The organism is Teichococcus aerofrigidensis, from assembly GCF_054073225.1.
The window spans coordinates 1-14,313 of the sequence record NZ_JBSXMU010000036.1 but is presented as its reverse complement, the minus strand read 5'-3'; the positions used below and the strand labels follow the sequence as shown (position 1 = coordinate 14,313).

The following is a 14,313-nucleotide window of genomic DNA, read 5'->3' as shown; positions in this document are numbered from 1 at the left end:
AGTCGGCAGCGCTGCGGGGATGTGGGGTGCGGCGGTGGCAGAATCATCCACGGAACGAAAATAGAACACATTGCGAATCCGCCAAGGCAATGCTGCGGTGCGTTAACTTTTCCGTGATGTTGGCGAGTTTCTTTAAGAAGTCTTCACCGTTTATAAGAAATTCTGGCGACACGAGCCTGCTCGCTCCCCGTGCCTTCGTGCTGCGCCGCAGAATGTGAGCCTGATGACCCTGCCGACCCTGTCCGACGCGGAGATCGCCGAGATCACCGCCCTCATCCAGACCCTGCCCGGTCAGTGGAAGGTTTTCCCGCATCTTGGCACCGACGGAGAGGCCACGCTGCATCTCGCCCCCGCCCTCTGGGACGGCGAGGATGCGGGGGTGGTCATGCAGCCCGGCCCGGAGGGCATCCGGGTCATGCTGGTGGTCGCCGACGAGATCGCCGAACTCGGCCATGCCGGCAGCGTCTGGGCCGCCGTCTCGATGGCCTGGCGCGCCGCCACGCGCCGCGTCCGGCACGCCATACCCGCCATCTAGAGCGGATCCCGATCGGGCGGAAGCACCTGACCAGGTGAAGATGCTCGCGAAAACAGATGGCTAGAGCATTCGCGGTGAGCCGGCGCGAACGGGAAATGCTCTGGCGCAGCCCGTCCTCCCGCACCCGGCGGGAGGGAGGGGCCGGTCAGATGGCGGCCTCGGCGAAGATGCGCCGCACATCGCCACCCCAGGCCTCGGCGCAGCGCCGCAGCCAGTGGTCGGCCTGGGTCTCGCCACTGTCCAGGATGGCCCGCAGCGGCGCGAGCAGCGTCTCCTCGCCCAGCCCGCGGGCGCGCAGCCCGTCCTCGGCGATGGCGACGGCGGCGCGGCCCAGCTCGCGCGCCGTGCCGCTCCGGAAGGGCGTGGTGAGGCCGCCTTCCGGCACCGCCAGGCGAAAGGCGCGGATCTCCGGCACCGTCCAGCCCCGCACCAGGGCGGCGGCGGCCTTCTGCGCCGCGTCGTCATAGAGCAGCCCCGTCCAGAAGGCGGAGAGGGCCACCATCATCTCCGGGCTGCCGGCATCGGCGCCGCGCATCTCCAGGAAGCGCTTCAGGCGGACATCGGTGAAGACCGTGGTCACGTGGTCGGCCCAGTCGCCCATATTGGCCTCGACGCCCGGCTGGCCGGGCAGGCCGCGCGCCATGAACTGGCGGAAGGTCAGGCCCGTCGCGTCGATCCACCGGCCCTCCCGCATGATGAAGTACATCGGCACGTCGAGCACCCATTCGGCGAAGCGCTCGAAGCCGAAGCCCGGCTCGAAGGCCACGGCGGGGACGCCGGTGCGGTCCGGGTCGGTCTCGGTCCAGACCCGGCCGCGCAGGGTCCGCAGGCCGGAGGGCCGGCCCTCCAGGAAGGGGGAATTGGCGAAGAGGGCGGTGGCCAGCGGCTGCAGCGCCAGGCTGACGCGCAGCTTCTCGACCATGTCGGCCTCATCGCCGAAATCGAGATTCACCTGCACGGTGCAGGTGCGCAGCATCATGTCGAGCCCCATCCGCCCGACCCGCGGCATGTACTGCCGCATGATCGCGTAGCGGCCCTTGGGCATCCAGGGCATGTCCTCGCGCCGCGCCAGCGGGTGGAAGCCGAGCGGCGCGAAGCCGATGCCGAGCGCCCCGGCGACCGCCCGCGCCTCGTCCAGATGGTCCCGCAGCTCCGCCGCCGTCTCGTGCAGGCTGGCCAGCGGCGCGCCGGACAGCTCGAACTGGCCACCCGGCTCCAGGCTGACCGAGGCGCCGCCGCGCTTCAGCCCGATCGGCCGGCCATCGTCCAGGATCGGCTCCCAGCCGCGCGCCGTCAGCCCTTCCAGGATGGCGCGGATGCCCTGCGGCTCATAGGGCGGCGGCGCCAGGCCCTCCCGCCGGAAGCCGAACTTCTCGTGCTCGGTGCCGATGCGCCAGTCGGCCGGCGGCTTGCTGCCGGCGGCGAACCATTCGGCCAGTTGCCGCACGGAGGAGATCGGCGTGAGATCGGCCTCGCCGGGATTGGACATCGTGACCTTCCGTGCGCCCCGGGCCAGGGCGGGCGCCCGGCGTGGCATGTGCTGGATCGCTCAGGTGGGGACGGCCCAGTCGCCCGCCAGTGCCTGCAGCACCGCGAGCCCTGCGACCGCCGCCGTCTCGGCCCGCAGGATTCGGGGGCCGAAGGCAGCCGCTAGAACAAAGGGGCGACGCCGGGCGGCGTCAAGCTCCTGCTCCGTGAAACCGCCTTCCGGCCCGACCAGAAGGCCGATCGGCGGTGTTCGTCCGGCCAGAACCACGCTGGCCGATGGTGCATTGCCCCGCGCGTCGCCCAGCAGCAGGGGCGCGCCGTCCCAGGCATCGAGCGCGGCGTGGAGGTCCAGCGGCGGGGCGATCTCCGGCAGGTCCAGCCGCTCGCACTGCTCCGCCGCCTCGCGGGCGATGCCGGCCAGCCGCTCCAGATTGACCCGGGTGACGACGCAGCGGGCGGTCAGCACCGGCTGGATCCGCCGCACGCCGAGCTCGGTCGCCTTCTCCACCGTCCATTCCAGGGCATCGCGCCTGACCGGCGCGAGCAGCAGGCGGAGGTCCGGCCCGGCCTGCTGCGCCCGGCGCCGCGAGCCGGCCCGGAAGGTCGCCCTGTCCTTGCGCAGCGCGGCGATGCTGGCCCGCCACTCGCCATCCCGCCCGTTGAACAGGTCGACCGCGTCGCCCTCGCGCCGGCGCATCACCTGGCCGAGGTAGTGGCCCTGGCCGGGCAGGGCCGGGACTTCCGCCCCTTCGGCGAGATCGGCTTCGACATACAGGCGGGGGATGGACATCGGGCTCTCCGGCGGCGCTTATTGGCAGGGTGATTCCGCATACCGATATCCGCGCGCGCGGCTGGGTCGCGCAACTCCCCGATGGCTGGCGGCCCTATGCGCTGCTGATGCGGCTGGACCGGCCGATCGGCTCCTGGCTGCTCTTCCTGCCCGCGCTCTGGGCCTTCGCCCTGGCGGCGCAGGACTGGGCGCAGGGGCTGGCGCTGGCCCTCCTCTTCGGCCTCGGCTCGGTCGTCATGCGCGGCGCGGGCTGCGTCGTGAACGACCTCTGGGACCGCGACCTGGACCGCAAGGTGACGCGCACCGCCGGCCGGCCCATCGCCTCCGGCGCCGTGACGCCGCGGCAGGCGCTGCTCTTCCTGGCCGCGCTGCTGGCCATCGGCCTCGCCATCCTGGTGCAGCTCAACGGCCTCGCCATCCTGCTCGGCGTGGTCTCGCTGCTGCCGGTGGCGCTCTACCCGCTGGCCAAGCGCGTGACCGACTTCCCCCAGGCGGTGCTCGGCCTGACCTTCTCCTGGGGGGCGCCGATGGGCTATGCGGCGGCCACCGGCCGGCTGGACGGGCCGGGCCTCGTCCTCTACGCCGCCGCCTTCCTCTGGATCCTGGGCTACGACACCATCTATGCCCATCAGGACCGCGAGGATGACGCGCTGATCGGCGTCCGCAGCACCGCCCGGCATTTCGGCGAGCGCACCGCGCCCTTCCTGCTCGCCTGCTATGCCGGGGCCGTGGCGCTGCTTCTGCTGGCCGGCATCCTGGCCGGGCTCGGGCCCTTCTTCCATGTCGCCCTGCTGGCCCCGGCTGGGGTGCTGGCCTGGCAGATCCGCCGCCTCGACATCCACGACCCCGTCCTCTGCCTGCGCCTGTTCCAGCGCAACCGGGAGGTCGGGCTGCTGATCACCCTGGCCTTCCTGGCCGGCCGCCTGTGACCGGCGATCCGGCCGCCTTCATCGCCGCCCACACGGCCCTGGCGCGGCCGCCGCTGGTGCCGGAGATCGAGCTTCACCTCGCCACCGAGATCACGCCCATCTGGCAGGCCACCGAGGACTGGCTGGAGGCGCGCGATATCGAGCCGCCCTTCTGGGCCTTCGCCTGGCCGGGCAGTCAGGCCCTGGCCCGGCTGATCCTGGATGGCGTCGTGCCGGTGCGGGGCCGGCGGGTGCTGGACTTCGCGGCCGGGGGCGGGCTGGCCGCCATCGCCGCCGCGCGCGCCGGGGCGCTGGCGGTGGAGGTGGCGGAGATCGACCCGCTGGCCATCGCCGCGGCGCGCCTGAACGCGGCGCGGAACGGCGTGACGGTGGCGGCGGCGACGGGCGACGTGGTCGGCGCGGCGCGGCGCTGGGACACGGTGCTGGCCGGCGACGTCTGCTACGAGGCGCCGATGACCGCGCATATCATGCCCTGGCTGCGCCGGCTGGCGGCGGAGGGCGCCGCGGTGCTGCTGGCCGATCCCGGCCGTGCCTATCTGCCGCGGGAGGGGCTGGAGCCGGTCGCCCGGCTCGCGGTGCCGGTGACGCGGGAGCTGGAGGACCGGGACATGCGGGGCGTGACGGTCTACCGGGTCCATGCCTTCCCGCCGGCCGGCGGGAAGGCATAGAAAGCTCCGGGGGAAGTCCTCCCCCGGAGGAGGCGTCAGGCCGCCGGCTCCAGCCCGCCCGCCTCGGCCACCACGCGCAGGTGCCGGTCGGTGTCGCCGAACTGGTTGATCAGCATGGAGAGCCGCTTGAAGTAGTGGCCCGCCTTGTACTCCATGGTCATGGCGATGCCGCCATGCAGCTGGATCGCCTCCTTGCCGATCAGCTCGGCCGAGCGGTTGACCAGCGCCTTGGCCGCCGCGATGGCCGGACGGCGCGCCGCCGGATCGGGGTTCTCCGCCATCATCGCCGCGTAGATCGTCATGGAGCGCGCCTGCTCCAGCGCCACCAGCATGTCCGCCGCGCGGTGCTGCACCGCCTGGAAGCTGCCGATGGTGACGCCGAACTGCTTGCGCTGCTTCAGGTAGTCGAGCGTCAGCTCGTGCAGCGCCTCCATCGCGCCCACCGCCTCGGCGCAGAGGGCGGCCAGCGCGATGTCCACCACCTGCTCCAGCAGCGGCAGGCCCCCGCCCTCGGCGCCGAGCAGGGCGCCGGCCGGAAGCTGCACGGATTCGAGCTGGATCTCGGCGGCGCGCAGCCCGTCCTGGGTCGGATAGCCGCGCCGGCTGACACCCCTGGCATCGCCGGGCACCAGGAAGAGGGAGATGCCCTCCCGGTCGCGCCGCTGCCCGGCGGTGCGCGCGGAGACGATGAGGTGATCGGCGGATTCGCCGTACAGCACGACGCTCTTGGCGCCGTCCAGCACCCAGCCCTCGCCGGAGCGGCGGGCGGTGGTGGCGACGTCGAAGAGGTCGTCGCGCGACTGCCGCTCGGTGGTGGCCAGGGCGAAGGTCGCCTCGCCGCCGACCAGCTCGCCGATCAGATCGTCGCGCCCCGCCAGGCGGAGCAGGCCGCCGCCGATGACCACGCTGGTGAGATAGGGCTCGACCGCCAGGCCGCGGCCGACCGCCTCCATGACGATCATGGTCTCCAGCGGGCCGCCGCCGAAGCCGCCCTGCGCCTCGGGGAAGGGCAGGCCCAGCAGGCCCATCTCGGCATACTGCGTCCAGAGCTTCGGGCTGTAGCCCTTGGCTTCCTCCTGGTAGCCGCGGCGCTTCTCGAAATCGCCATAGGCGCCGGCCATCAGCCGGTCGACGCTCTCCTTCAGCAGGCGCTGTTCCTCGGTCAGGTCGAAATCCATCGGGATGTGTCCTCTGTTGCTGCGTCGCGGCCGGTCAGAGGCCGAGGAAGGCCTTGGCGATGATGTTGCGCTGGATCTCGTTCGAGCCGCCGTAGATCGAGACCTTGCGGTAGTTGAAGAACAGCGGCGCCGCGGCCTCCGCCCAGTCGGGGCCGACCGGCGGCTCGTTGTGCGAATGGGAGGGCATCGGCACGGCATAGGGGCCGGCGACGGTGACCATCAGCTCGGTCGCCATCTGCTGGATCTCGGAGCCCTTGATCTTCAGGATCGAGGAGGTCGGGTCCGGCTTGTCGGCGGCGCGGTGGCGCTGCGCGGCGACGGCGCGCATCTGCGTGATCTCGAGCGCCTTCAGCTCGATCTCGGCGATGGCGACGCGGCGGCGGAAATCGGCGTCGTCCCAGAGCGTGCCCTCGCCCGCGGGCGTCTCCTTCGCGCGCTCCTTGACGCGGGCCAGCTTCTCCTTCGAGAAGCCGACGCGGGCGATGTTGTTGCGCTCGTTGGAGAGCAGGAACTTGGCGTAGTCCCAGCCCTTGTTCTCCTCGCCGATCAGGTTCTCCACGGGAACCTTCACCTCGTCGAAGAAGACCTCGTTCACCTCATGCGCGCCGTCGATGGTGATGATCGGGCGCACGGTGACGCCGGGGGACTTCATGTCCACCAGGATGAAGGAGATGCCCTTCTGCTTCTTCTCCGCCGCCGGGTTGGTGCGGGCGAGGACGAAGATCCAGTCGGCGTACTGGCCGAGGGTGGTCCAGGTCTTCTGGCCGTTCAGGATGTAATGGTCGCCCTCGCGCTTCGCCGTGGTCTTGAGCCCGGCGAGGTCGGAGCCGGCGCCCGGCTCGGAGAAGCCCTGCGCCCACCAGATGTCGAGGCTGGCGGTGGGGGGGAGGAAGCGCTTCTTCTGCGCCTCGCTGCCGAAGTTGGCGATCACCGGGCCGACCATGGCGACGTTGAAGGAGAGCGGCATCGGCACCGCGTTGGCCTGCACCTCCTCGATGTAGATGTAGCGCTGCACCGGGCTCCAGTCCTTGCCGCCCCATTCCACCGGCCAGTTCGGCGTGGCCAGCCCCTCGGCGTGCAGGATTCGGTGGGCGGCGGCGATGTCCTCGCGGTCGAGGTGCCGGCCCTCGCTGACCTTGCGGCGGATCTCGGCCGGGATCTTCTCGCGGAAGGTGCGGCGCAGCTCCTCGCGGAAGGCGATTTCCTCGGGCGTGTAGCGGAGTTCCATGGCGGCGTTCCTCAGAGGATCTCGAACAGGCCGGCGGCGCCGAGGCCGCCCGCGACGCACATCGTGACGACGACGCGCCGGGCGCCGCGCCGCCGGCCCTCCAGCAGCGCGTGGCCGACCAGGCGCGCGCCGCTCATGCCGAAGGGATGGCCGATGGAGATGGCGCCGCCATTGACGTTCAGCCGCGCCTCCGGGATGCCGAGCTGGTCGCGGCAGTAGATCGACTGCGAGGCGAAGGCCTCGTTCAGCTCCCAGAGGTCGATGTCCTCCACCTTCAGCCCGTGGCGCTGCAGCAGGCGCGGCACGGCGAAGACCGGGCCGATGCCCATCTCCTCCGGCTCGCAGCCGGCGCTGGCGAAGCCGCGGAAGACGCCGAGCGGCTTCAGGCCGCGCCGCGCCGCCTCCTCGGCCGACATCAGCACCGAGGCGCTGGCGCCGTCGGAAAGCTGGCTGGCATTGCCGGCGGTGATGAACTGCCCCTCGCGCACCGGCTTGAGCTTGGCCAGGCCCTCCAGCGTCGTCTCCGGGCGGTTGCCCTCGTCCCGGTCGAAGGTCTTGCTGCGCTGCGTGGTCTCGCCGGTCGCCTTGTCCGTGACGGCGTAGGTCACCTCCATCGGCGCGATCTCGTCGTCGAAGATCCCGGCCTGCTGCGCCGCGGCGGTGCGCTGCTGGCTGAGCAGCGAGAACGCGTCCTGCGCCTCGCGGGAGATGCCGTAGCGCGCCGCCACCAGGTCGGCGGTCTCGATCATGCTGTCGTAGAGGTGCGGATGGTGCTCCATCAGCCAGGGGTTGCGCGCCGCGGCGCGGTCCACCTTGGGCACGGTCAGGCTGATCGACTCCACGCCGCCCGCGACCAGCACGCCGGCATCGTCGGTCATGATGCGGCGCGCGGCGGCGGCGATGGCGTCGAGCCCCGAGGCGCAGAAGCGGCTGACGGTCATGCCGGCGGTGGCCACCGGCAGGCCGGCGCGCAGCGCCCCGGCGCGGCCCATGTTGCCGCCGGTCGCGCCCTCGGGGTAGCCGCAGCCCATGATCACCTCCTCCACCTCCTGGCCGCCGATGCCGGCGCGCGACAGGGCGTGGGTGATGGCATGCGCCGCCATGTCGGCGCCGTGGGTGATGTTCAGGCTGCCCCGCGCCGCGCGCCCGATCGGCGTGCGGGCGGTGGAGACGATGACGGCTTCCCTCATGCGGGCGTTTCCTTCGTTGTGGCGCCGCGCGCCAGTTCCTCTTCCTCACGCAGCCGGGCCGCCAGCAGCTTGCCCGCCGCGCTGCGCGGCAGGGCCGCGCGCAACTCGAGCGCGGCGGGCATCTCGTGCCGCCCGATACGGTCGGCCAGGAAGGCCTTCAGCGCGTCGAGCGTCAGCACCGCCGCGCCGTCGCGCAGCTTCACGAAGGCCTTGGCCGCCTGGCCGCGATACGTGTCCGGCACCCCGATGACGATGCATTCCTCGACATCGGGGTGTTCGTAGATCGCCTGCTCCACCGCCGCCGGATAGACGTTGAAGCCGGAGGAGATGATCATGTTCTTGCGACGGTCGACCAGGGTGAAATAGCCCTTCTCGTCCATCCAGCCGATGTCGCCTGTGAGGAACCAGCCGTCGCGGAAGCTGGCTTCCGTCGCCGTCGGCTGCTTCCAGTAGCCGGCGAAGACATTCGGCCCGCGCGTGGCGATCTCGCCATGCTCGCCCGGCGGCAGGGCGCGGCCGGCATCCTCCAGGTCCACCACGCGCATCTCGATCCCCGGCAGCGGCAGGCCGATCAGCCCGGGGCGCTTCGGTCCGCGGAAGGGCAGGCGGCTGCCGGCGGGGCTGGTCTCGGTCATGCCCCAGCCGCCGCCGATGCGCGTGCCGATCAGCGCCTCCAGCCGCTCCTGCACCTCGAAGGGCATGGGCGCGCCGCCGGAGGAGCAGATGCGCAGCGAGGAGAGGTCGCGGCGCTCGATGCCGGGCATGTTCAGCAGGCCGATCCACATGGTCGGCACGCCGGGGAAGACGTTGATGCGGTGCCGCTCGATCGCCTCCACCGCCGCCTCCAGGTCGAAGCGCGGATGCAGGTGGATGGTGTTGCCGTCCGCGAGGTGGCGCAGCAGCACGGCGGTCAGCGCGTAGATATGGAACAGCGGCAGCACGCCGAGCACGCGCTGCTCGCCGCGCGGCAGCGTGTCCTCGTCGCGCCAGGCCTGGTAGATGGAGACGGCGGCGGTCAGGTTGCGGTGCGTCAGCATCGCGCCCTTGGGCCGGCCCGTGGTGCCGCCGGTGTACTGCAGCAGCACGACATCGGTCTCGTCGAGCGCCGGCCAGGGCGCCGGCGGGCCGTCGCGCAGCGGCAGGGGCTCGAAATCCGGCTGGGCCGGGGCGGAGGTGCCGCCCCAGGCCGCGTCCGGCGCCAGGAAGGCGCGCTCCACCGCGCCCTCGCGCAGCAGCCGCAGCGCGTTCGGCAGCAGGGTCGGGAAGTCGGTGGTGATCAGCCAGCGCGCGCCGCTGTCGGCGATCTTGTGCAGCAGCTCGCGCGGCGCGTCGAGCGGCGAGAGATGCACCACCCGCCCCCCGGCGCGCAGCACGCCGAAGAAGCAGGCCGGATGCCAGGGGGTGTTGGGCAGGTAGAAGGCCACCGCGTCGCCCGGCCGCAGCCCCTCGGCCATCAGCCCGGCGGCGACGCGGTCGGCCGTGGCGCGCAACCCGGCGAAGCCGATGTCGCGGCCGCGGTAGTGCAGCGCCACCTTGCCATCCCATTCCGCCGCCGCGGCATCGAGCAGCGCCGGCAGGGTGCCGGTGGCGATCGGCACGTCCCAGCGCGCGCCGGGCGGGTAGGAGGCCTCCCAGGGATGCGCCTCGCGCGGGGGCGACATCTAGGCCGCCTTCAGCCCGGAGAAGCTGCCGCCCTCCGCCGCCAGGCGCGCCAGCAGCGGGGCCGGCCGCAGGCTCTCGTCGCCCGTCGCCTCGGCGTAGTGCGAGAGGCGCTGCGCGATATGCGCCAGCCCGGTCGCGTCGGCGTAATGCATCGGCCCGCCGCGCCAGGCCGGCCAGTTGTAGCCATAGAGCCAGACCACATCGATGTCGCCGGGGCGGGCCGCGATGCCTTCCTCCAGGATGCGCGCGCCTTCGTTGATCATCGGATAGATCAGACGCTCGGTGATCTCCTTCTGGCCGATGGCGCGGCGGGCGATGCCGAGCCGCGCGGAGACACCCTCGATCAGCGCCGCCACCTCCGGGTCCGGCACGCCGGCGCGGGCACCCTCGGGATAGGCGTAGTAGCCGCGGCCGGTCTTCTGGCCGAGGCGCCCGGCCTCGCAGAGCGCATCGGCCACCGGCGCGCTGCCGCCCGTGGCCTTGCGGATGCGCCAGCCGATATCGAGCCCGGCGAGGTCGCCCATGGCGAAGGGACCCATGCGGAAGCCGAAATCGGTCAGCGCCTTGTCCACCTGCTCGGGCAGGGCGCCCTCCTGCAGCAGGCGCTCGGCCTGCTGGGTGCGGCGGGAGAGCATGCGGTTGCCGACGAAGCCGTGGCAGACGCCGACCACGACCGGCACCTTGGCCAGCCTGCGGCCGACCTCGACGGCGGTGGCCAGCGCCTCGGGCGCGGTCCTCGCGGCCCGCACCACCTCCAGCAGCTTCATGACATTGGCGGGCGAGAAGAAGTGCATTCCCAGCACGTCGCCCGGGCGCGAGGTGGCGGCGGCCATCTGGTCGATGTCGAGATAGGAGGTGTTGCTGGCCAGCACGGTGCCGGGATCGGTGATCCTGTCGAGCTTGGCGAAGATCTCCTTCTTGAGATCCAGATCCTCGAACACCGCCTCGACCACCAGATCGGCCCCGGCGGCGGCCTCCAGCCCGACCTTGCCCTCGATCAGCGCCATGCGGCCCGCATGCGCCTCGGGGGTCAGGCTGCCGCGCTTGACCGAGGTGGCGTAGATGCCGTCGATCCGCTGCAGCCCGCGCTCCAGGGCGCCGGCATCGGTCTCGATCATCGTCACCGGGATGCCGGCATTGGCGAAGGCCATCGAGATGCCGCCGCCCATCGTACCGGCGCCGAGCACGGCGACCCGCCGCACCGGGCGCGACGCGGTGCCCTTCGGCAGGCCGGGAATCCGCGCCGCCTCGCGCTCGGCGAAGAAGACATGGCGCAGCGCCTTGCTGCGGGGATCGTCGCGGAGCTGGATGAAGAAGTCGCGCTCCGCCTGCAGCGCCGCCTCGAAGGGCAGGTCGTAGGCATTGCGGACGGACTGGATGATGGCGGCGACCTGGGGCTCCTCGGCGGCGCGCTTCGCCAGGGCCTTGGCGGCCGCCTCGAAGGCCTCGCGGCTGCCGAGGCCCTCGTTCCGCGCGTTCAGGCGCGGCCGGGGCGGCGCGGCGGCCAGGTCCTTGACCTTGGCGATGGCGGCCGCGAGCAGGTCGCCCTCGACCAGCGCATCGGCGAGGCCCAGCTCGACGGCGCGGGCCGCCGGCAGATGCTCGCCCGAGGCGATCAGCGGCAGGGCCACGGCGGCGCCGATCAGGCGCGGGGCGCGCTGCGTGCCGCCGGCGCCGGGCAGGATGCCGAGCTTCACCTCCGGCAGGCCGAGCCTGGCCTTCGGCCCCGCCAGCCGCGCGTCGCAGCCCAGCGCCACCTCCAGGCCGCCGCCCAGCGCCACGCCCTGGATGGCGGCGACCACCGGCTTCGGGCTGGCTTCCATCGCGGCGATGACATCGCCCAGTGCGGGCGGTGCGGGCGGCTTGCCGAACTCGGTGATGTCCGCGCCGGCGATGAAGGCCGCCCCGGCACCGGTGATGACGAGGCCGGCGGCCTCCGCATCCTCCGCCGCGCGGCGCACCGCGGCCAGCAGCCCGGCGCGCACGGCGGCCGAGAGGGCGTTCACCGGCGGATTGTCGATGGTGGCGATGGCGACGCCATCCCGCAGGCTGTAGCTGACGACTTCGGACATTTCGGCCCCTAATTCTGCAATGCGGAATTGAATTCCATTATTGAGGCGCATTAGAAGGAGGGTAGGCCGCCACGTCAAGCACGGCCGTTGCGCCAGGGAGGTCCGACATGGCTCGCCGCCGCACCGCCCCGCAGGAGGACGGGACCGACCGCCACTTCGTCACCGCCCTGGCCCGCGGGCTGGAGGTGCTGGGCTGCTTCCGCCGGGGCGAGGCGATGCTGGGCAACCAGGAGATCGCGGCGCGTTGCGGCCTGCCGAAATCCACGGTCTCCCGCCTGACCCACACCCTGACCGAGCTGGGCTACCTGCATCACGTCCCGGAGCTCGGCCGCTACCGGCTGGGCTCGGCGGTGCTCTCGCTCGGCGCCGCCATGCTGGGCGGGCTCGACATCCGCCGGCTGGCCCGGCCGCTGCTGCAGCGCCTGGCGGTGGAGACCGGCAGCGTCACCGCCCTCGGCATGCGGGACCGGCTGGGCGTGGTCTATCTGGAGCTGGCGCGGGGCGATGCCGCCATCTCCGTCAATCTGGAGGCCGGCTCGCGCATCTCCCTGGTCAACAGCGCCATGGGGCGGGCCTGGCTGGCCGTCGCCACCCCGGCGGAGCGCGCCGCCCTGCTGCGGCAGTTTCCCGCGGCCGAGCGCGACCGCGTCGCTGGCGTGATCGCGCAGGCCCTGGCCGAGCAGCGCGACTACGGCTGCTGCTGCTCCTTCGGGGACTGGCAGGAGGATGTGAACGCCATCGCGCTGGGCTTCCACCCCGGCGGCGGGCTGCCGCCCATGGTGATCAACTGCGGCGCCCCCTCCTTCGTCGTCAGCCCGGAGCACCTGTTGCAGGAGGCGCGGCCGCGGCTGATCGAGGTGGCGCGGCGGCTGGAGCACAGCATGGACCTCGCCGCCACCCTGCCGGGCTGAACCGTTTCACGGGAAACCCGGCTCCAGCAGGCCGGCCAGAGCGGCGTTGAAGGCCTGCGGCGCCTCCCACATCACCCAGTGCCCGGCCCCTGGAATGGCGTGCAGCCGCGCATCCGGACGCCAGGCGCGGATCTGCGCCAGCCGCGTCGGCACGTCGGGCCTCGCCGTGGTGTCGCGCGCGCCCCAGATGCCGCCCAGCGGTACCGGAAGGTCCAGGATGGCGTCGCGCAGCAGGGTGGTGCCGGCGAAGGCGCCGCTGCGGAAGCGGGTGCGCCAGGTGTGCCAGTCCTGCATCGCCAGCGCCGCCGGGTCGATGCGGGCCGGATCGGCGATCATCAGCGTCGCCAGGTTGTCGCGGTGGATCGCCATTTGCCGCGCGCGCGGCTGGCCCAGCACGCCCCGCAGGGCGGGCGGCTCATAGGGCTGCCCGAGCCCGACGGCGCCCACCAGCACCAGCCCGTCCAGCCGTGCCACGTCCCGCCGCGCCAGCAGCCCCGCCATAAGCCCGCCGAAGGAGAAGCCGGCCAGCCGGTAGCGCGCCCCGCCCAGGAGGCTGTCGAGCCCGCCCGAAAGGATGGCGGCGATCTCTTCCGGCGCCTCCGGCCGCGGCGGCGCCTCCGACTCGCCGAGGCCCGGCAGGTCGGCGGCGATCACCCGCCAGCGCTCCGCCAGGGCGGGGATGGTGCGCGCCCAGTGCCGCCACGAGCCGCTGCCGCCATGCAGCAGCACCAGAGGCGGCCCCGCGCCCCATTCGTGCCACACCATATGGCCCGCCCCGCAGGGGGTCTCGTGCCGCCTGGCGCGGGCGGCGAGCGGCCGCAGCGCCTCCTCCAGCGCGAGGCGGGCGGCGTCGAGGTCGAATGCGTCGGCGGAGGTGTCAGGCTGCATGCGCCGATTCTGGCCCGGCCCGGCGGCTTCCGCTACAGCCCATGCATGCGCGTGGCACTGCTCCGCCATCTGCCCACGGCGCTGCCGGCGGGGCTCTGCTACGGCCGGCTCGATGTGCCGCCCGGCCCGGCCGATCCGGCGCCGCTGCTGCGGGCGCTGCGCAGGTTCCGCCCGGCCGTGCTGGTCAGCAGCCCGGCCCGGCGGTGCCTGGCGCTGGCGCGGCGCCTCGGCCCCGCCACGGTGGACGCCCGCCTGCTGGAGCTGGATTTCGGCGCCTGGGAGGGCCGGCCCTGGGACGGCGTGCCGCGCGCGGCCCTGGACCGGTGGGCCGCCGACCCCTGGGGCTTCGCCCCGCCCGGCGGCGAAAGCGGCGCGGCGCTGGTGGCGCGGGTCACGGACTTCCATGCGGAGCTGCGCGGGAAGCGGCCCGGGACCTGCCTCGTTGTCGCGCATGGCGGGCCGCTGAAGGTGCTGGCCGATCTGCTGCGCGGGCGGCCGGTCGATCTGCTGGCCCCGGCGCAGCCGATGGGCAGCCTGCGCTGGTTCGAGGACGGGCGGGAGCAGGGCTGACCGCGGGGCGGGAAGGCCCCCGGCCGCCGCCGCCCCTCATCCCGCCGCCAGCGCCGAGAGGACGGCGCATTCCGCGACCACCGCCGTCGCCCCCAGCACATCGCCGGTCTGGCCGCCGATCTGCCGCCGCGCCAGCGCCGTCATGCCAAGGCCCGCCAGGCCGGCGGCCAGCACCGCCGCCGCCGGCGCCGGGGTGAGCAGCGC

At 73.0% G+C, this 14,313-nt stretch carries 14 protein-coding genes; 5 read left to right on the top strand and 9 right to left on the bottom strand.

The features are described 5' to 3' along the window. Positions 1–223: 223 nt before the first annotated feature. Complete coding sequence (locus ACVMLK_RS10035; RefSeq protein ID WP_198367556.1) at positions 224–535, top strand: hypothetical protein; 312 nt, start codon at positions 224–226, stop codon at positions 533–535. A 145-nt stretch (positions 536–680) separates the two neighbouring features. On the opposite strand, the gene ACVMLK_RS10030 is transcribed toward ACVMLK_RS10035, so the two are convergent. Next, on the bottom strand, positions 681–2,024 hold the full coding sequence (locus ACVMLK_RS10030) for a glutamate--cysteine ligase (RefSeq protein ID WP_457486313.1): 1,344 nt from the start codon (positions 2,022–2,024) through the stop codon (positions 681–683). A gap of 60 nt (positions 2,025–2,084) precedes the next feature. Then, entirely contained in the window at positions 2,085–2,813 is a 729-nt protein-coding gene (locus tag ACVMLK_RS10025) for a 16S rRNA (uracil(1498)-N(3))-methyltransferase (protein WP_198367554.1), read from the bottom strand. A 20-nt stretch (positions 2,814–2,833) separates the two neighbouring features. Here ACVMLK_RS10025 and ubiA point away from each other — a divergent pair, with 20 nt between their 5' ends. Both ubiA and ACVMLK_RS10015 read left to right on the top strand, forming a co-directional pair. After that, complete coding sequence (gene ubiA / locus ACVMLK_RS10020) at positions 2,834–3,742, top strand: 4-hydroxybenzoate octaprenyltransferase (protein ID WP_457486321.1); 909 nt, start codon at positions 2,834–2,836, stop codon at positions 3,740–3,742. Then, the gene (locus ACVMLK_RS10015) at positions 3,739–4,410 is read left to right on the top strand and encodes a class I SAM-dependent methyltransferase (RefSeq protein ID WP_422922043.1); all 672 of its coding nucleotides are present in this window, start codon (positions 3,739–3,741) and stop codon (positions 4,408–4,410) included. Before ubiA ends, ACVMLK_RS10015 begins: the two co-directional genes overlap by 4 nt. Before the next feature lie 35 nt (positions 4,411–4,445). Here the strand turns inward: ACVMLK_RS10015 and ACVMLK_RS10010 are convergent, their stop codons facing one another. Genes ACVMLK_RS10010 through ACVMLK_RS09990 form a run of 5 tightly spaced genes read right to left on the bottom strand, consistent with a single transcriptional unit; the run spans position 4,446 to position 11,740 of the window. Continuing rightward, positions 4,446–5,588 carry an acyl-CoA dehydrogenase family protein gene (locus ACVMLK_RS10010; protein ID WP_457486312.1) on the bottom strand — a complete coding sequence of 381 codons (1,143 nt, stop codon included), beginning with the start codon at positions 5,586–5,588 and terminating at the stop codon, positions 4,446–4,448. A gap of 34 nt (positions 5,589–5,622) precedes the next feature. Next, the gene (locus ACVMLK_RS10005; protein ID WP_457486311.1) at positions 5,623–6,816 is read right to left on the bottom strand and encodes an acyl-CoA dehydrogenase family protein; all 1,194 of its coding nucleotides are present in this window, start codon (positions 6,814–6,816) and stop codon (positions 5,623–5,625) included. Between the two features lie 11 nt (positions 6,817–6,827). Further along, positions 6,828–8,006: an acetyl-CoA C-acyltransferase gene (locus ACVMLK_RS10000; RefSeq protein ID WP_198367550.1), complete on the bottom strand. Its 1,179-nt coding sequence runs from the start codon at positions 8,004–8,006 to the stop codon at positions 6,828–6,830. Then, positions 8,003–9,667 carry an AMP-binding protein gene (locus tag ACVMLK_RS09995; RefSeq protein ID WP_457486310.1) on the bottom strand — a complete coding sequence of 555 codons (1,665 nt, stop codon included), beginning with the start codon at positions 9,665–9,667 and terminating at the stop codon, positions 8,003–8,005. The genes ACVMLK_RS10000 and ACVMLK_RS09995 overlap by 4 nt, the downstream gene beginning before the upstream one ends. Then, the gene (locus tag ACVMLK_RS09990) at positions 9,668–11,740 is read right to left on the bottom strand and encodes a 3-hydroxyacyl-CoA dehydrogenase NAD-binding domain-containing protein (RefSeq protein ID WP_457486309.1); all 2,073 of its coding nucleotides are present in this window, start codon (positions 11,738–11,740) and stop codon (positions 9,668–9,670) included. It abuts the gene before it with no gap. A gap of 107 nt (positions 11,741–11,847) precedes the next feature. Here ACVMLK_RS09990 and ACVMLK_RS09985 point away from each other — a divergent pair, with 107 nt between their 5' ends. Beyond that, positions 11,848–12,651 carry an IclR family transcriptional regulator gene (locus ACVMLK_RS09985; RefSeq protein ID WP_422922038.1) on the top strand — a complete coding sequence of 268 codons (804 nt, stop codon included), beginning with the start codon at positions 11,848–11,850 and terminating at the stop codon, positions 12,649–12,651. Between the two features lie 6 nt (positions 12,652–12,657). Here ACVMLK_RS09985 and ACVMLK_RS09980 read toward each other — a convergent pair whose 3' ends face one another. Continuing rightward, a complete protein-coding gene (locus ACVMLK_RS09980) occupies positions 12,658–13,539 on the bottom strand; it encodes an alpha/beta fold hydrolase (protein ID WP_457486308.1) in 882 nt (293 codons plus the stop codon). Positions 13,540–13,584: 45 nt separating this feature from the next. On the opposite strand from ACVMLK_RS09980, the gene ACVMLK_RS09975 reads away from it, so the two are divergent. Continuing rightward, the gene (locus ACVMLK_RS09975) at positions 13,585–14,109 is read left to right on the top strand and encodes a histidine phosphatase family protein (RefSeq protein ID WP_457486307.1); all 525 of its coding nucleotides are present in this window, start codon (positions 13,585–13,587) and stop codon (positions 14,107–14,109) included. A 36-nt stretch (positions 14,110–14,145) separates the two neighbouring features. On the opposite strand, the gene ACVMLK_RS09970 is transcribed toward ACVMLK_RS09975, so the two are convergent. After that, on the bottom strand, positions 14,146–14,283 hold the full coding sequence (locus ACVMLK_RS09970) for an adenosylcobinamide-GDP ribazoletransferase (protein ID WP_457486320.1): 138 nt from the start codon (positions 14,281–14,283) through the stop codon (positions 14,146–14,148). Positions 14,284–14,313 lie beyond the last annotated feature (30 nt).